At 75.0% G+C, this 16,571-nt stretch carries 15 protein-coding genes, 1 tRNA gene and 3 pseudogenes; 16 read left to right on the top strand and 3 right to left on the bottom strand.

Annotated features, from left to right (window positions below; translation table 11 throughout):
- Positions 1–48: 48 nt before the first annotated feature.
- Positions 49–843, top strand: a complete 795-nt coding sequence (locus tag CAE01nite_RS12505; RefSeq protein ID WP_146904957.1) for an SDR family NAD(P)-dependent oxidoreductase — start codon at positions 49–51, stop codon at positions 841–843.
- A gap of 16 nt (positions 844–859) precedes the next feature.
- On the opposite strand, the gene CAE01nite_RS12510 is transcribed toward CAE01nite_RS12505, so the two are convergent.
- Complete coding sequence (locus tag CAE01nite_RS12510; RefSeq protein WP_146904960.1) at positions 860–1,351, bottom strand: glutathione peroxidase; 492 nt, start codon at positions 1,349–1,351, stop codon at positions 860–862.
- Positions 1,352–1,467: 116 nt separating this feature from the next.
- On the opposite strand from CAE01nite_RS12510, the gene CAE01nite_RS12515 reads away from it, so the two are divergent.
- Positions 1,468–1,797 carry a hypothetical protein gene (locus tag CAE01nite_RS12515; protein ID WP_146904963.1) on the top strand — a complete coding sequence of 110 codons (330 nt, stop codon included), beginning with the start codon at positions 1,468–1,470 and terminating at the stop codon, positions 1,795–1,797.
- Positions 1,798–1,838: 41 nt separating this feature from the next.
- On the opposite strand, the gene CAE01nite_RS12520 is transcribed toward CAE01nite_RS12515, so the two are convergent.
- A complete protein-coding gene (locus CAE01nite_RS12520) occupies positions 1,839–2,138 on the bottom strand; it encodes a hypothetical protein (RefSeq protein WP_146904966.1) in 300 nt (99 codons plus the stop codon).
- Between the two features lie 229 nt (positions 2,139–2,367).
- Here CAE01nite_RS12520 and CAE01nite_RS18205 point away from each other — a divergent pair, with 229 nt between their 5' ends.
- From CAE01nite_RS18205 to CAE01nite_RS18965, 8 genes and pseudogenes are all read left to right on the top strand, one after another.
- Entirely contained in the window at positions 2,368–2,514 is a 147-nt protein-coding gene (locus CAE01nite_RS18205) for a hypothetical protein (RefSeq protein WP_186816579.1), read from the top strand.
- A complete protein-coding gene (locus tag CAE01nite_RS12525) occupies positions 2,511–3,410 on the top strand; it encodes an ornithine cyclodeaminase family protein (RefSeq protein WP_146904969.1) in 900 nt (299 codons plus the stop codon). The genes CAE01nite_RS18205 and CAE01nite_RS12525 overlap by 4 nt, the downstream gene beginning before the upstream one ends.
- 13 nt (positions 3,411–3,423) lie before the next feature.
- Positions 3,424–4,047, top strand: a complete 624-nt coding sequence (locus CAE01nite_RS12530) for a GNAT family N-acetyltransferase (RefSeq protein WP_146904972.1) — start codon at positions 3,424–3,426, stop codon at positions 4,045–4,047.
- A gap of 220 nt (positions 4,048–4,267) precedes the next feature.
- Positions 4,268–5,065 (top strand): PIG-L deacetylase family protein, encoded by a 798-nt coding sequence (locus CAE01nite_RS12535; RefSeq protein WP_146905111.1) that lies wholly within the window; start codon positions 4,268–4,270, stop codon positions 5,063–5,065.
- 146 nt (positions 5,066–5,211) lie between these two features.
- Positions 5,212–6,153: a cold-shock protein gene (locus CAE01nite_RS18865; protein WP_146904975.1), complete on the top strand. Its 942-nt coding sequence runs from the start codon at positions 5,212–5,214 to the stop codon at positions 6,151–6,153.
- Between the two features lie 40 nt (positions 6,154–6,193).
- Positions 6,194–7,233 (top strand): annotated as a pseudogene (locus CAE01nite_RS12545) (glycerate kinase).
- Positions 7,233–7,292: pseudogene (locus tag CAE01nite_RS18990) on the top strand (hypothetical protein); the annotation flags it as partial. The pseudogenes CAE01nite_RS12545 and CAE01nite_RS18990, both read left to right, overlap by 1 nt.
- A pseudogene (locus tag CAE01nite_RS18965) lies at positions 7,266–7,543 on the top strand (zinc-binding dehydrogenase); the annotation flags it as partial. The pseudogenes CAE01nite_RS18990 and CAE01nite_RS18965, both read left to right, overlap by 27 nt.
- A 367-nt stretch (positions 7,544–7,910) precedes the next feature.
- Here the strand turns inward: CAE01nite_RS18965 and CAE01nite_RS12560 are convergent.
- Positions 7,911–7,983: transfer RNA gene (locus CAE01nite_RS12560), tRNA-Arg, on the bottom strand.
- Positions 7,984–8,159: 176 nt separating this feature from the next.
- Between CAE01nite_RS12560 and CAE01nite_RS12565 the strand changes: the two genes are divergently transcribed.
- The 6 genes from CAE01nite_RS12565 (at position 8,160) to thrB (ending at position 16,276) form a co-directional block, all read left to right on the top strand.
- Positions 8,160–9,431 carry an MFS transporter gene (locus tag CAE01nite_RS12565; protein WP_146904977.1) on the top strand — a complete coding sequence of 424 codons (1,272 nt, stop codon included), beginning with the start codon at positions 8,160–8,162 and terminating at the stop codon, positions 9,429–9,431.
- Between the two features lie 106 nt (positions 9,432–9,537).
- Entirely contained in the window at positions 9,538–11,217 is a 1,680-nt protein-coding gene (gene argS / locus CAE01nite_RS12570; RefSeq protein WP_146904980.1) for an arginine--tRNA ligase, read from the top strand.
- A 110-nt stretch (positions 11,218–11,327) separates the two neighbouring features.
- Entirely contained in the window at positions 11,328–12,707 is a 1,380-nt protein-coding gene (lysA, locus tag CAE01nite_RS12575; RefSeq protein ID WP_146905113.1) for a diaminopimelate decarboxylase, read from the top strand.
- A 179-nt stretch (positions 12,708–12,886) separates the two neighbouring features.
- Positions 12,887–14,224: a homoserine dehydrogenase gene (locus CAE01nite_RS12580; RefSeq protein ID WP_246131185.1), complete on the top strand. Its 1,338-nt coding sequence runs from the start codon at positions 12,887–12,889 to the stop codon at positions 14,222–14,224.
- The gene (thrC, locus tag CAE01nite_RS12585) at positions 14,224–15,294 is read left to right on the top strand and encodes a threonine synthase (RefSeq protein ID WP_146904985.1); all 1,071 of its coding nucleotides are present in this window, start codon (positions 14,224–14,226) and stop codon (positions 15,292–15,294) included. The genes CAE01nite_RS12580 and thrC overlap by 1 nt, the downstream gene beginning before the upstream one ends.
- A 46-nt stretch (positions 15,295–15,340) precedes the next feature.
- Entirely contained in the window at positions 15,341–16,276 is a 936-nt protein-coding gene (gene thrB / locus CAE01nite_RS12590; RefSeq protein ID WP_146904988.1) for a homoserine kinase, read from the top strand.
- Positions 16,277–16,571: the final 295 nt, after the last annotated feature.

A 16,571-nucleotide genomic window follows, 5' to 3' on the forward strand; every position in this document is an offset into this window, starting at 1 on the left:
ACCGTGCCGGCCCTGTCTCCGGCGGACGGGCCCGCCTACGGTGGCGCCGTGGGTACCGCGCTGATCACCGGGGCGGGTGCCGGGCTGGGGCTCGAGTTCGCCTGGCAGCTCGCCACCGCCCGTCACGACCTCGTGCTCGTCGACCGGGACGCCGAGCGGCTCGACCGGCTGGCCGGTCGGCTGCGCGCCGCTGCGGGCGTCCACGTCGAGGTCCTCCTCGCGGACCTGTCGGTGCGTGACGACGTCGACCGGGTCGCGGAGCGGCTCCGGTCGACCGAGCGACCGGTGGGACTGCTGGTCAACAACGCCGGCGCCGCTGCGGGACAGCGGTTCGTGAGTGGCGACCTCTCGCGGGAGGAGGCGCTGCTGGACGTCATGGTCCGCTGCGTGCTGGTGCTCTCGCACGCCGCGGTCGAGCAGATGACGCTGCGGGGGCGAGGCGCCGTCCTCAACGTCGCGTCGGTGGCCGCGCTGATCACCCTGGGCACGTACTCCGCGCACAAGGCATGGGTCCGGACGTTCACCGAGGGGCTGGCGGTGGAGCTGCGGGGCATGGGGGTCACCGCGACCGTCGTGTGCCCCGGGTTCGTCCGCACCGAGTTCCACGACCGCGCGGGCATCGACATGGCGTGGCTGCCGGAGGTCGGCTGGCTGCGCGCCGACGACGTCGTCGCCGCGGCCCTCGCGGCCGTGCGGCGCGGCGCGGTCATCTCCACGCCGAGCCTGAGGTACCGGCTGGGGTCCGGCGCGGCGCGGGTGATGCCCCGGTCGGTGGTGCGCGCGATGGGGTCGCCGCGGTCGCGGACGTCGGGTGCCGCCGCGCGCACCCGTCGGCCGGCGTGACCCGGGCGCCGGCCGGTCAGCTCGGACGCTGCGGGAGCGACGCCTCGATGAGGTCGACGATCTGCGGGTCCCGCGGTTCGACGCCCGAGCGGAAACGGTGCACGGCGCCGTCCGGGGTCACGAGGAACTTCTCGAAGTTCCAGCGGACGTCCCCGGCCTCGCCGTCGGCGTCGGGCACCCGGGTCAGCTCGTCGAACAGGGGGTGCCGGGCAGCGCCGTTGACCGCGACCTTGTCGAACATCGGGAAGGTGACCCCGTACGTCGTCGAGCAGAAGGTCTCGATCTCCTCGCGGGTCCCCAGCTCCTGCTGGAAGTCGTCGGACGGGAAGCCGAGCACCGCGAAGCCGCGCGGGCCGTACGTGCGCTGCAGGTCCTCCAGCTGGGCGTACTGCGGCGTCAGGCCGCACCGCGAGGCGGTGTTGACGATGAGCGTGACCGTGTCGCGGTAGTCCGCCAGGGAGACCTGGTCGCCGCGGATCGTGGTCAGCGTGCTGTCGTGAAGGGTCATGTCGCGAGCAACGCCCGCGGCACCGTCGAATAGTCCGGAGTGCGGGGCGGCGTGCCTGTGCTCGCAGCGACGAGGGCACGGCCTGATGCCACCGTCGCTCCCGGCCGGAGGGGTCCATGGTGCGTGCGGGGCGGGTGCTGGTCGTGGCGCTGCTGCTGGCGGGCTGCACCGGGCCGAGGGCCGAGGAGGCCGTCGGCCCCTGCACCGTGTACGGCGCCGACGCAGGTGGCGGCGGCTACACCGTCGGCGACGCCGGGGAGGTCCTGGTGTACCTCGAGCGCGGGGAGCTCAGGCTCGTGCACATCCGCCCGGCCCCGGGATGGGAGTCCGAGCTCGTCACGGAGGCGGACGGCGAGATCGAGGACGCGTTCTCCCGGGGCGGCGACCGCGTCACCTTCGGGGCGGTGGTGGACGACGACGTCCTCGCCGCGCACTGGTGCCCCTGAGGCAGCGAACGGCACGTCGGCGCTGCTCACGCAGGAGCGCCTCAGGCGCCGCTGCCCAGCAGCACCGCGACGCAGACCACGACCACGGCGGCACCGGCGCCGCCGGCCACGAGTCGACTGCGGAGCGCGACCGGCCACCGCGTGGACGCCGCGAAGAGGAGCACGACCACCACCAGCACCGCCGGGATCGCGAACTGGGCCGTCCAGCCGATCGTCTCCGCCGCCCCGCCGCGGTTCGGTGTGGTGCCGTACTCCGCCGTCAGGGAGTACGCCGCCAGTGCCACGAAGGCCGTCGCGGCGGCGGCGAGTCCCGCGGCGACGATCAGCACGACGGTGCGCACGGCAGCACCGTCGCACCCGCGTGGACCGGCGGACAAGGCCCGGTGCCGGCGCAGGGTCGCCCGGCTCCGCGGCGACGTGCTCGTCGCGATGGTCGCCGGCCTGCCGGCCGCCGAGGGCAGCGAGCTGACGCACCGGACTGCGGCATGACGGCGCGTCGGATCGAGAACCATGCCAGTGGAAGGACGCGCCGGCTGAGCCGGGGCTCGTGCCGGGTGGCATGGTGAGGTGGTGCTGCGACCGACCGTCTCGCCGACTGACTACCGCACCGGCGGCGAGCCGTCTCGGCAGCTGCACGAGCGCGACCTGGCGGGGACCGGCGAGCACCGCTTCGTCGACCGGCACGACCCGCTGCTGCCCGGCTTCGTCCTGCGGTGAGGTACCTGGACGCGGCCACGGTCCTCGCGCTCGGCCCCGCTGGAGCCGTTGGGGCGGTCGTCGACGCGCTGCGCGGCGGGCTGGACCCGTCCCTGGACCCGGCACGCTCCGCGGTCGAGGTGTCCCACGGGCAGCTGCTGCTCATGCCGTCGCAGGGCACCACAGCCGTGGGGATCAAGGTCGCCACCGTGGCGCCGGACAACCCCGGTCGCGGTCTGCCGCGGATCCAGGCGACCTACCTCATGTTCGACCCCCTCACCCTGACGCTGCGGGCGGCCCTCGACGGCACCGCACTGACGACGCTGCGGACCCCGGCCGTCTCGGTCGCCGCCGTGCTGGCGGTCCTCCCCGATCGGCCGCTCCACCTGACCGTGGTCGGCGCCGGGCCGCAGGCCCTGGCGCACGTGCGGACCCTTGCCGCCCTTCGTCCACTGGCCACCGTCACCCACCTGCTGCGCGACCCGTCCAGGGCCACGCTGCACGCGGTGCGCCTCGACTCGCCCGAGGCCGACGCGGCCCTGGGTGCGGCGGACGTCGTGGTGTGTGCGACCTCGGCTCGCACCCCGCTGTTCGACTCCAGGGTCCTGGGCGACCGAGCCGTCGTCATCGCCATCGGCTCCCACGAGCCGACCGCCCGCGAGCTGGACGGGGCGCTGCTGGGTCGTGCGACGGTCGTCGTCGAGGACGTCGCGACCGCCCTGCGAGAGGCCGGGGATGTCGTGCTGGCCGTCGACGAAGGGCAGTTGCGGATCGCCGATCTGGTTCCCCTGCGCGACGTCGTGCGTGGGGCGTCCGCACCGCCGTCCGACCGACCACTGGTCTTCAAGGGCGTCGGCATGTCATGGCAGGACCTCGTCGTCGCCGAGGCCGTCGTCGCGCGCCAGGCCGAGCGCTGAGGAGCGGATGCTCATGGGTTCGTCAGCTGCCGGTGCCCGTGCGTGCGGCGTCACCGTCGTGCCCGCGAACGAGGCGCCCTGCGCTCATCTGCAGGCGATCTTCGGTGCGCGCGGGAGCGCGGCCCGGTGTCGGTGCCAGCGGTACCGGTTGTCGCCGGGCGAGTCCTTCGCCAGCACGGACGTCGCAGACCGCGCCCACCGACTGCGCCAGCAGACCGCCTGCGGTGATCCTCACGCCGACGGGACGTCGGGCCTTCTCGCCTACCTGGACGGCGAGCCGGTCGGTTGGTGCGCCGTCGAGCCGCGGGTGGCGTACGGCGGCCTCGTACGGAACGGCAACCGTGCCGCATGGGCCGGCCGGACCGAGGACCGCACCGACCCAGGCGTTTGGGCGGTGACGTGCTTCGTGACCCGGACGGGCTTCCGTCGTCGCGGTGTCGCCACTGCTCTGACCAGAGCCGCCGTGGCCTACGCCCGGGACCGCGGGGCGCGCGCGCTCGAGGGCTACCCGATGACGACCACCGAGGCGATCGACGAGGAGCTCCACGTGGGAACGGCCCGGATGTTCGCCGATGCCGGCTTCCAGCTGGTGGCGCAGCCGAGCCCACGACGCGTCGTCATGCGGATCGAGCTCTGAGCCGCTCCTCCGCGCGCTCCATGACACGAGATCGCCACCCTCCGGCCACGCCGCTGCACGCCGACGCCGCATGGCGTCGGCCGTCGCAGCGACGGCCGGCTCGGCGTTCCGGCGTCGAGCGTGCCAGCATCGCGTGCATGGCCGAGGAGACCGGGACGGGATCGCCCGTGCGGTCGCGCGGTGGTCGACCACGCGTGAGGCGCCCGCACGCGGCTGCGTCATGACGGGGCGGTCGCTGGGCGTGTGCTTCGCTCATCCCGACGACGAGGCGTATGCGGTCTTCGGGTCGGTGGCGCTGCACCGCGACGACCCGGACCTGCGTGTCGTCGCGCTCCATGCGACCGACGGTGGGGCAGGGCAGATCGCTCCCGGCGTCGAGGTGGGCGCCGAGGGCCTCGGATCGGTCCGTCGTGCAGAGGATGACCGCGCCTGGCGGGCGGTGGGGCACAGCCTCGACCGTCATGACTGGCTCGGGTATCCCGACGGAGAGCTCGCCGACGTCCCGCTCGGCGAGCTGGTCGATCAGGTGGCCTCCTTCCTCGACCAGGAGCGACCCGACGTCGTGGCCACCTTCGGCTCGGACGGGGTGACCGGCCACCCGGACCACATCGCCATCGGAGCAGCCACCGACGCCGCGTTCCACCGGGTGCGCCGCGAGGGGGGGCCGGGACTGAAGCGCCTGCTGCACGGAGCGATCCCACGGACGTGGTTCGAACGCCACCAGGCGTATCGGACCGCCCACGGGTTCCAGACGTGGCAACCCGAGCTGACCTACCACCTGCGACCGGTACCCGACAGCGAGATCGGCGTCCATGTGCGCATCCACACCGTGGCTGATCTGGTCGTCGCCGGCCTGCGCGAGCACCGCAGCCAGCGCATGGTCCTCATGCCCACCGAAGTCGACGAGGCCACCTTCCGACAGGGGCTCCGCCACGAGTGGCACACGATCGCCTGGCCGCCGCGGAGCAGTGCCGCCGCCGTGCTGGACGACATCTTCGACGCCATCGACGACGACTGAGCGACGACGTGCCCGCACGAATGCGCATCGCGGCGCCGGGAGCCGCGTCCCGGGGCGGCCACGAGCACCGATCCCCGCCGGACGGGCTGTCCGCGCCCGTGTCGGGGACACTGGGTGATCGCAGAACCGAGCTCGAGGAGTCAACAGTGCCGCAGGGGACCGTCCGCTGGTTCGACGCCGAGCGAGGGTTCGGCTTCATCGCCCTCGAGGACGGGGCCGAGGACCTGTTCGTGCATGCCACCGAGGTCGTCGGGGACGACGGGACGCGGCTGCTCCGCGAGGGGCAGGTGGTCGAGTTCGAGGTGGGCGAGGGGGACCGGGGCCCGCAGGCACGCCGCGTCCGCGTCACGGGCGACCTGGCCGCCGACGCGCCCGTGGGCGTGCTGGGCACCGTCACCTGGTACGAGCCGAGCAAGGGGTACGGCTTCATCACGCCCGACGGCCACGGCGCCGAGATCTTCGTGCACAGCTCGGCCATCGTCGGGGGCGGCGTGATCACCGAGGGGCAGCGGGTGGCGTTCCTCGTCGTCGAGGGGGAGAAGGGGCCGCAGGCCGACCACCTGCTGCCGCTGGGGGCCGAGGCCGCCCAGCAGGCCGCTGCGTCCGACGGGGCGGACGGCACGGTGTCCTGGTACGACCCGGACAAGGGCTTCGGGTTCGTCGCTCCGGAGTCCGGTGGCGAGGACGTCTTCGTCCACGTCCGGGCACTGGCCGGCGGACTGACCGAGCTGTCCGAGGGCGATCGCGTGACGTACGACGTCGCCGAGAGCGAGAAGGGGCCACAGGCCCGCGACGTGCGGCTCGTGCGCGGCTCGGCGCCTCGCGGCGCGCCCGCGCCGTCGGCCCACGGTCGGCCGGGGCGCCCGACCGGGTCCGGTGCGCCGGTGCGCGGCGGCGAGGGCGTGGTCGCGCGGTACGACGCGGAGCGCGGTTTCGGCTTCATCACCCCGGACGCGGGAGGTGCGGACCTGTTCGTGCACGTGTCGGTCCTGCGGGGCGCGGAGGCGCTGCACGAGGGAGACCGGGTCCGGTACAAGGTGCGTCAGGGCGAACGGGGACCGCAGGCGGACCGCGTCGAGCTGGTGTGACGCGAGCGGCCCATCAGCTCGCCGCCTCGGTGAGGGCCCCATGACCTCCGGCCACGTCATCGTCGCCCCGGACAAGTTCAAGGGCAGCCTGACCGCGGTGGAGGTCGCCCGGCACGTCGCCGCCGGCCTCCCCGTCGAGGCCACCATCGCGGTGCGCGACGACGTCGCGCTCGTCGAGCTCGCGCAGGCGTCGGGCCTCGCGCTGATGCCCGCCGGCCGCCTGGACCCGCTCGGTGCGACCAGCGCGGGCACCGGCGAGATGGTCCGGGCAGCGCTCGACGCCGGCTGCCGGCGTCTCGTGCTCGGCCTGGGCGGCAGCGCGTGCACCGACGGTGGCGCCGGCATGGCCGCCGCCCTCGGGATGCACCTGCTGGACCGGGCCGGCCGGCCGCTGGCACCCGGCGGAGGCGCACTGGTGGACCTCGACCGCGTCGTGCTGGACGACTGGGACGAGCGTCTCGCGGGCGTCGTCGTCGAGGTGGCGAGCGACGTGGACAACCCGCTGCTCGGACCGACCGGCGCAGCCTCCGTCTACGCCCGACAGAAGGGCGCCTCGGCCGACCAGGTGGTGCGCCTGGAGGCCGGGCTGGCCCGCTGGGCCGCCGTGCTCGGCGAGCAGCTCGGCACCGACCACACGACGCGTGCGGGAGCCGGAGCGGCCGGGGGTGTCGGCTTCGCCGCCATGGCGCTGCTCGGCGCCACCGTGCGGCCCGGCATCGACGTCGTCCTCGAGGTCGCCGGCTTCGCGCGCTGCTCCCGGGTGCCGCACTGGTGATCACCGGTGAGGGGTCGCTCGACGCCCAGAGCCTGCACGGCAAGGCACCGGTCGGCGTCGCCCACGCCGCCGCACGCGCCGGCGTGCCGACAGTCGCCGTCTGCGGCAGGCGCAGCCTGACCTCCGCCCAGCTCGACCGTGCCGGTCTGGCCGCGGCCTACGCGCTGACCGACCTCGAGCCGGACGTCGCGCGATGCCTGAGCGACGCCGGGCGGCTCCTCGAGGACGTCGGCGCCGCGGTCGCCCGCGACTGGCTCCACCCCACCCCCGACCGCCCTTCCCCCGCACACCCGCAAGGAGACTGATGACCACCATCGGCTTCAGCGGACTCGGCATGATGGGCGGCCCGATGGCCGCCGACCTCGTGAAGGCGGGACACACGGTCGTCGGCCACCACCGCAGCCGGCGCGGCTGGAGATCGCACGCTCGCTGGGGGCCGATGCCGTCGTCCACGCCCCCGGCGAGCGGGTCGTCGACGTCGTGCGGGACCGCGCCGCAGGGCGCGGCGCCGACCTGGTGGTCGAGGCTGCGGGGTACGACGCCCTGCGCGCGGACGCCGTGGAGATGGTCCGCAGCCAGGGCGTCGTCGGCTCTTTCGGGTTCCCCGAGCGGTACGGCGCGGACGCGTTCCCGATGTTCGCCGCCTACCGCAGGTCGGTCCGCATCCGGCTCGCGTCGGGCACCCAGGGCGAACCCGGGCTGCGGGCCTTCCGTGACGCCGTCGACCACGTCCGGCTCGGCGCGGTGAGCGTCGACCACTGCCTGCGCGACAGGTGCACGCTCGAGCAGGTGCCGCAGGCGCTGGCGCTCGCCCGCGACCACCGGCAGCTCGGCGTCGAGGTCGTCATCGACGTCGCGGACCTGGACGGTCGAGGCTCTGCCTCGACGTGCGCACGAGCGCAGTGTCCCGAGCGGGAGGCACCCCAGGGCGCCGACGCGATCGCTCTCGTGACCCAGCAGCACCGAGCTGCTGGTCAGACTGTGCCCGCGAAAGGACTCGAACCTTCGACCTTCTGCTCCGGAGGCAGACGCTCTATCCACTGAGCTACGCGGGCGGGCGCCGCAGCGCGGCACGGGCACCGACACTACCGCACGCGGCGAGCCGTTGGTGCGCCCGGTCGCCGGGCGCCCGCGCGCCGCGATCGGGCTACCCTCGGGCGCGGCTCGCACCGACCGGACCTGCCGGACCGGCACGCGGGCGACCCGCCACCCCCGTCAGGAATCGGTGCCCATGCGCGCGTCCACTCCCGCCAAGTCGTGGCGCGGGCGGTGGCTGGTGCTCGCCGGCATCGTGCTGGTGGCGCTCAACCTGCGGATCGCGGTCGCGGCGGTGTCGCCGATCCTCGACGTCGTCCGCACCGACGTCGCGCTGACCGACACCCTCGCCGGCGTCCTGGGCGCCATCCCGCTCGCGTCGTTCGCGGTGTTCGGGTCGCTCGCGCCTCTGGTCGCCCGGCGCGCCGGGCTGGAGCCGACGCTCATCGTCGCGATGGTCCTGTCCGCGGTGGGCGAGGTGGTCCGGTCCACGACGTCGTCGCCGGGTCCCTTCCTCGGCTGGACGGTGATCGCGCTCGCGGGGATGGGGATGGGCAACGTCCTGCTCCCGCCGCTGGTCAAGCGCTACTTCCCGGACCGCATTGGCCCGGTCACCGCGGTCTACTCCATGGCGATGGCCTTCAGCACGACGGCGCCGGCGGTGCTCGCGGCGCCGCTCGCGCGGCAGCTGGGGTGGCGGGTCGCGATCGCCTCGTGGGCGACCATCGGCGTCGTCGCGGTGGTGCCGTGGTGCATCGTCGTCGCCCGGTCCAGCGCCGTCCGCGCGCACCTGCGCACCATCCTGGCCCGCGCACCGCGCGACACCCCGGGTCTGGCGGCCCGGGACCGGGCCGGCGGCCGGGTCTGGCGGACGCCGCTGGGGTGGGGGATGGCGCTCGCCTTCGGCATGAACTCGCTCAACACCTACGCGATGTTCGCCTGGCTGCCCCAGATCCTGGTCGACGCCGGGCTGCCGCCGGAGGCCGGCGGACGCTGGCTGGGCCTGTTCGCGATCCTCGGCCTGCCGTTCTCCTTCGCCGGGCCGATGCTCGCCGCGCGCATGCGCAACCCGTACCCGGTCGCCCTCGTGCTGGCCGCCTGCTTCGTCGCTGGCTACCTCGGCCTGCTGCTCTCCCCGGCGGACGGGACGGCGCTCTGGATGCTCCTGCTGGGCATCGCCCCCGGCGTGTTCCCCATGCTGCTGGCGCTCATCAACCTGCGGACCCGCACGTCCGCCGGCGCGACGTCCCTGTCCGGGTTCGTGCAGGGCGTCGGCTACGGGATCTCGGTGCCCGGACCGGTGCTGGTCGGTGTGCTCTACGAGCGCACCGGCGGCTGGACCGCCGTGTTCGTGCTGCTGATCGCGACCGTCGTCGTGCTGGCGGTCGCGGCCGCGGTCGCGTGCCGGCCGCAGATCCTCGAGGACCGGTGGGGGCCGGCGGTCCCCGAGCCGCCCGCCACCCCCTGACGCCCGGACGAGGTCACACCGCGCCGCCGCCGCACCCGCCGCCCCCACCCGCCCGCCGCCCCCGGCCGCGACGTCGTCGTCCGTGGGCACTCGGTACCCTCGGGGGGTGACCCCTGCCGAGCTCTCCGAGGCCCTCCACGCTGCCCTGACCGCCGCCGTCGACGACGGCACGTTCGCCCTGGACGCGTCGGCGGTCCCGTCCACCGTGCACGTGGAGCGGCCCCGCCAGCGCGAGCACGGGGACTGGGCGACGAACGTGGCGATGCAGCTGGGCAAGAAGGCCGGCACGAACCCGCGCGCCTTCGCCGAGGAGCTGGCGCGCCGGCTGACCGGGGTCCCCGGCATCGGCGCCGTCGACGTCGCCGGCCCCGGGTTCCTCAACATCACGCTGGACACGGCCGCCGCCGGGGGACTGGCCCGGGCGGTCGTCGAGGCCGGCGCCGCGTACGGCCGCACCGAGGCGCTCGCCGGGCAGAACATCAACCTCGAGTTCGTCTCCGCCAACCCCACCGGGCCGATCCACATCGGCGGCGTGCGGTGGGCCGCCGTGGGCGACTCGCTGGCCCGCGTGCTGCAGGCGGCCGGGGCCCGGGTGACCCGCGAGTACTACTTCAACGACCACGGGTCGCAGATCGACCGGTTCGCGCGGTCCCTCCTGGCCCGGGCGAAGGGCGACCCCGCGCCCGAGGACGGCTACGGCGGCCAGTACATCTCCGACATCGCCGACGCGATCACGGCCGGGCGGGCCCAGGCGGGGGAGCCGGACCCGTTGACCCTGCCGGACGACGAGGCCCAGGAGGTCTTCCGCGCAGCCGGCGTCGAGCTGATGTTCGCCGAGATCAAGGCGAAGCTGCACGACTTCCGCGTCGAGTTCGACGTCTACTTCCACGAGGACCACCTGCACGAGTCCGGGGCCGTGGAGCGTGCGGTCGCCCGGCTGCGCGACCTCGGCCACATCTTCGAGGCCGACGGCGCCGTGTGGCTGCGCACCACCGAGTTCGGTGACGACAAGGACCGGGTGATCGTCAAGTCCGACGGTCAGCCGGCCTACATCTCCGGTGACCTGGCCTACTACCTCGACAAGCGCGAGCGCGGGTTCGACCGCGTCATCATCATGCTCGGCGCCGACCACCACGGGTACATCGGCCGGATGATGGCGATGTGCGCCGCGTTCGGCGACACCCCCGGCGTCAACCTCGAGATCCTCATCGGCCAGCTCGTCAACCTGGTGAAGGACGGCCAGCCGGTCCGGATGTCCAAGCGGGCCGGGACGATCGTCACCCTCGACGACCTGGTCGACGCCGTCGGGGTGGACGCCGCGCGCTACGCGCTGGCTCGGTCGGCCGCGAACTCCAGCCTGGACATCGACCTGGACCTCCTGACGACGGCGACCAATGAGAACCCGGTCTTCTACGTGCAGTACGCCCACGCCCGCACCGTCAACGTCGCACGCAACGCCGCGGACTCGGGCGTCGACCGCGCGGCCGGGTTCGACGGGGCTGTGCTCGACCACCCGAGCGAGACGGTGCTGCTGGGCTCCATCGCCGAGTTCCCGCGCGTCGTCGCCCAGGCGGCCGAGCTGCGCGAGCCGCACCGGGTCGCCCGCTACCTCGAGGAGCTCGCCGCGGCGTACCACAAGTGGTACGACCAGCGCCGCGTGACCCCGTTCGGCGACGAGGAGGTCACGGACGTGCACCGCACCCGCCTGTGGCTCAACGACGCCACCCGTCAGGTGCTCGCCAACGGGCTGGGCCTGCTGGGCGTCGGCGCGCCGGAGCGGATGTGACCCGGGCCGGGCAGACCGGTCCGGCCGGCACGGACGTCGCCGGGGGCACCGTCGGCACGGACGTCCCCGACGCCGCGGGCCCGCACGTCACCGAGGGCGTCTCCGTCTCCGTGCCCGACGGCGTCGCCCCCGGCCAGGCGGCCGGCCTCGACCCGCAGGTGTGGTCCTCGGGCGTCACGCGCGGGCCGGACGGCGCCCTGCGCGTGGCGGGAGCGGACGTCCGGGACATCGCGCGCGAGCACGGCACCCCCGCCTACGTCCTGGACGAGGCGGACTTCCGGCGCCGCGCACGCACCTACCGGGAGGCCTTCACCCGCGCCTTCGCCACCATCGGGACCGGGGTCGACGTCTACTACGCCGGCAAGGCGTTCCTGTCCGTCGCGGTCGCCCGGTGGGCGCACGAGGAGGGGCTGCGGGTCGACACCGCGACCGGCGGTGAGCTCGCCGTCGCGCTGCGGGCCGGCGTGCCCGGCGCGGACATCGGCCTGCACGGCAACAACAAGTCCGACGCCGAGATCGCCCGGGCGCTGGACGCGGGGGTCGGACGGCTCATCGTGGACTCGCTCGCCGAGGTCGACCGCGTGGCGGACGCCGCCGCGCGCACCGGCCGGCGGGCGCCGGTCATGGTCCGGGTCACCACCGGCATCCACGCCGGCGGGCACGAGTACATCTCGACGGCGCACGAGGACCAGAAGTTCGGCCTGTCGGTCGCCGGGGGTCAGGCGCTCGAGGCGCTGCACGCGGTCCTTGCCCGGCCCGAGCTCGAGCTGCTCGGGCTCCACTCGCACATCGGCTCGCAGATCCTGGACGCCGCGGGCTTCGAGGAGGCGGCCCGGACGCTGCTGCGCCTGCGCGCCGACCTGCACGAGGGCACCGGGTACCTCCTCGGCGAGGTCGACCTCGGCGGCGGGTACGGCGTCGCCTACCTGCCGGGGGAGACCCCGGTCGACCCGGTCGAGGTCGCCGGCCGGCTGGCGGCGACCGTCGGGGCCGTGTGCACCGAGCTGGGCACCCCGGTGCCGCGCATCTCGATCGAGCCCGGGCGGGCGATCGTCGGGCCGACCACGTTCACGCTCTACACGGTGGGGACCGTCAAGCCGGTCACGGTCGAGGGCGACGACGGCGCGTTCACCCGGACCTACGTCTCGGTCGACGGCGGCATGAGCGACAACCTGCGTCCGGCGCTCTACGGCGCGCAGTACACCGCGACGGTGGCCTCGCGCGCGGCCGCGACGGACACGGCACGGTCGCGCGTGGTCGGCAAGCACTGCGAGAGCGGGGACATCGTCGTGCACGACGTCCGGCTGGCGGCCGACGTGCGCCCCGGTGACCTGCTCGCGGTGCCGGTCACCGGCGCGTACGGCCGCTCGATGGCGTCCAACTACAACCACGTGCCACGCCCGCCGGTGCTCGCCGTGACCGACGGCGTCGTGCGGGTGCTGGTGCGCCGGGAGACCGAGGACGACCTGCTCGCGCTCGACCTGGGCTGAGCGCGCCCGGCGCCGCGGGGCGGCCGGCGCCGGGACGGCGCACCCGTATGGTGAGACGCCGTGCCCGGGGGCGCCGGGTGCGGCGAGGATCGGCGCGCGTCCGACGTCAGCGGTCGGTGGACGACGTGTCCGCCGCCGGTGGACACCGAGGTGCGACGAGCGACATGGAGGGTGGCGAGGTGACGGCTGTGGACGGCGTCCGTCCGGACGACGGGACCAGGGGCGCGGCCCCGACGCCGCTGCGGGTCGCCCTGCTCGGCTGCGGGGTGGTCGGCTCGCAGGTCGCACGCCTGCTGCGCGAGCAGCACGACGACCTGGCGGCGCGCGTCGGTGCCCCCCTGGACCTGGTCGGCATCGCGGTCCGGGACGTCGACGTCCCGCGCGAGGGCGTCGACCCGGCGCTGCTCACCACGGACGCCGAGGGTCTCGTCGCGCGCGCCGACATCGTCGTGGAGGTCATCGGCGGGCTGGAGCCGGCGCGCTCGCTGCTCCTGCGGGCGATCGGGTGCGGTGCCTCGGTGGTGACCGCGAACAAGGCGCTGCTCGCCGAGGACGGCCCGACCCTGTACGCCGCCGCCGACGCCGCGGGGGTGGACGTCTACTTCGAGGCCGCCGTCGCCGGTGCCATCCCGATCGTCCGGCCGGTGCGCGAGTCCCTGGCCGGCGACCGGGTGCGGCGCATCGTGGGCATCGTCAACGGCACCACCAACTACGTGCTCGACCAGATGGCGACCGAGCGCCTGGACCTCGACGCCGCCGTGGCGCAGGCGCAGGCGCTCGGCTACGCCGAGGCCGACCCGACGGCTGACGTCGAGGGCTACGACGCCGCCGCGAAGGCCGCGATCCTCGCGTCGCTGGCGTTCCACATGCGGGTCCCGCTCGAGGACGTCCACCGCGAGGGGATCACCGCGATCACCGCCGAGGACGTCACCTGGGCGGCCAGCACCGGGCACGTCGTCAAGCTGCTCGCGATCGCCGAGCGCACCGACGACGGCGTCTCGGTCCGCGTGCACCCCGCGCTGGTCCCCACGACCCACCCGCTGTCCGGCGTCCGGGGGGCGTTCAACGCGGTGTTCGTCGAGGCCGAGTCGGCCGGCGAGCTCATGTTCTACGGGCGCGGGGCCGGCGGGGCGCCCACCGCGTCGGCCGTGCTCGGCGACGTCGTGTCGGCCGCACGCAACCGGGTGCTCGGCGGCCGCGGGCCGGTCGAGTCCAGCTATGCCGACCTGCCCGTGCTGCCGGCCTCGGCAGCGCTGACGCGCTACCAGGTGCGGATCGACGTCGTCGACCGTCCCGGCGTGCTCGCCCAGGTCGCGGCGGCGCTCGCCGACCACGGGGTGTCCATCGAGGCCGTGCGGCAGTCGCTCGCCGCCGGACCCGGGGACGCCGAGGTCGCCCACCTGGTCATGACCACGCACTCCGCGACCGACGCCGCGCTCGCGGCGACGGTCGAGGCGGTCGCGGGGCTGGACGCCGTCCTGGCGGTCCGGTCCGTGCTTCGAGTCGAGGGGAACTGATGGCGCACCTGTGGCGCGGGGTCATCGCGGAGTACGCCGACCGGCTGCCGGCGCACCTGAGCGAGAAGGTGGTCACGCTCGGTGAGGGCGGCACGCCGCTCGTCGCGGCGCCGGTGCTCTCGGAGCGGACCGGCGCGGAGGTGCTGCTGAAGGTCGAGGGCATGAACCCGACCGGCTCTTTCAAGGACCGCGGGATGACGACGGCGATCTCGGCCGCCGCCGCGCGCGGCGCCAAGGTCGTGGTGTGCGCGTCGACGGGCAACACCTCGGCGTCCGCCGCCGCGTACGCGACGGCCGCGGGGATGCTGTGCGCGGTGCTCGTGCCGGACGGCAAGATCGCGATGGGCAAGCTCAGCCAGGCGATCGCGCACGGCGCGCGCCTGCTGCAGGTCGACGGCAACTTCGACGACTGCCTGGTCGCCGCCCGCAAGCTCGCCGACGCGTACGCCGTCGAGCTGGTCAACTCCGTCAACCCCGACCGCATCCAGGGGCAGAAGACGGCGGCCTTCGAGGTGGTCGACGCGCTCGGGGACGCCCCCGACATCCACGCGCTGCCGGTCGGCAACGCCGGGAACATCACCGCGTACTGGAAGGGCTACACCGAGTACGCGGCCGACGGCACCGCCTCGCGGACCCCGGCCATGTGGGGCTTCCAGGCCGCGGGCGCCGCGCCCATCGTCGCGGGCCACCCCGTCACGCACCCGGAGACGATCGCGACGGCGATCAGGATCGGCAACCCGGCGTCGTGGGCGCAGGCCGAGGACGCGCGGGACACCTCCGGCGGGCTCATCGAGGCGGTCACCGACGACCAGATCCTCGCTGCGCACCGCGTGCTGTCCAGCGAGGTGGGCGTCTTCGTCGAGCCCGCCTCCGCCGCGGGCGTCGCGGGCGTCCTCGCCCTGGCGGAGCAGGGCCGGGTCCCCGCCGGTGCGCGCATCGTCGTGACGGTGACCGGGCACGGCCTGAAGGACCCGCAGTGGGCGCTGCGGACGGCGGACGGCAGCGAGGTCGTCCCCGTCCGGGTCAGCGCCGACGTCGTGTCCATCGCCGACGCGCTCGAGCTCGCCTGACCGCCGTGCGCGTCCTGACCGGCCGCCCCCGCACGGGACCCCGGACGTGAGGCTCGGCGCCGACCGGGTCCGGGTCCGGGTGCCGGCCACCAGCGCGAACCTCGGCCCGGGCTTCGACGCGCTGGGCCTGGCGCTGGGCGTCCACGACGACCTCGAGTTCCGGGCGCTGGGCACGGCGGACGTCGTCATCAAGGTGCACGGCGAGGGTGCCGGTGAGGTGCCGGACGGCGAGGCGCACCTGGTCGTCCGTGCGCTGCGGCACGCGCTGGACCACGTGAGCGCCCCGCAGGTCGGGGTGCACCTGGAGTGCACGAACCGCATCCCGCACGGCCGCGGGATGGGCTCCTCCGCGGCGGCGGTCGTCGCGGGGCTGCTCGCCGCGCGCGGCCTGGTCGCGGACCCCGACGCCCTCGGCGACGACGTCGTCCTGCGCCTGGCGACCGAGCTCGAGGGTCACCCGGACAACGCGGCCCCGGCCATCCTCGGCGGCGCGACCGTCGCCTGGTGCGAGCCGGACGGCGCCCGGGCGGTCCGCATCGGCACGCACGCCGACCTCGCCCCGCTCGTCCTGGTCCCCGACGTGCGGCTGGCGACCAGGACCGCGCGCGGGCTGCTGCCGGCCACCGTGCCGCACGCCGACGCGGCGCTCGCCGCCGGCCGGGCCGCGCTGCTGGTCCATGCCCTGGGCCACCGCCCGGACCTGCTGCACGCCGCGACCGAGGACCGCCTGCACCAGCGGTACCGGGCGCCGGCGATGCCCGACAGCCTGGCGCTCGTCGACGCCCTTCGCGCTCGCGGGGTGGCGGCCGTGGTGTCCGGCGCCGGACCGACCGTGGTGGCGCTGGCCTGCGCCACCGGCCCGGGCACCACCGACGCCGACGAGGCGGTGCGCGACGTGTGCGGCGCTGCGAGGGGTGACTGGCAGGTCCTGGTGCCCGGCATCGACACCGGCGGCGCCACCGTGGAGCGCCCGGCGGGCTGACCGGCCGAGGGGCGGGCGGACCGGCCCCCGACCCGTGCAGGACCCGCGCCGGCCCGCGCCGACTCGAGCGGGACCCGAGCGGGACCCACCCGGGTGAACCGCGCGAGGCGGGCATGGGAGACCGGTCGCCGGTGTTAGAGTGAAAGGGCTCCCACAACCTCGGTTCGGACGGCAGCGCAGGGGCGCGCCGACGAGGACCGGGAGCTCCAACCCGCAACGTCTGGCGTCGTCGTACGTCGGACGTCCGGCGTACGACGACCCGGCCATCTGGTGCCGAGATCGACACCTGCGGCCC

This window comes from Cellulomonas aerilata (assembly GCF_007991755.1).
In the GTDB taxonomy this organism is placed as follows: Bacteria; Actinomycetota; Actinomycetes; order Actinomycetales; family Cellulomonadaceae; genus Pengzhenrongella; species Pengzhenrongella aerilata.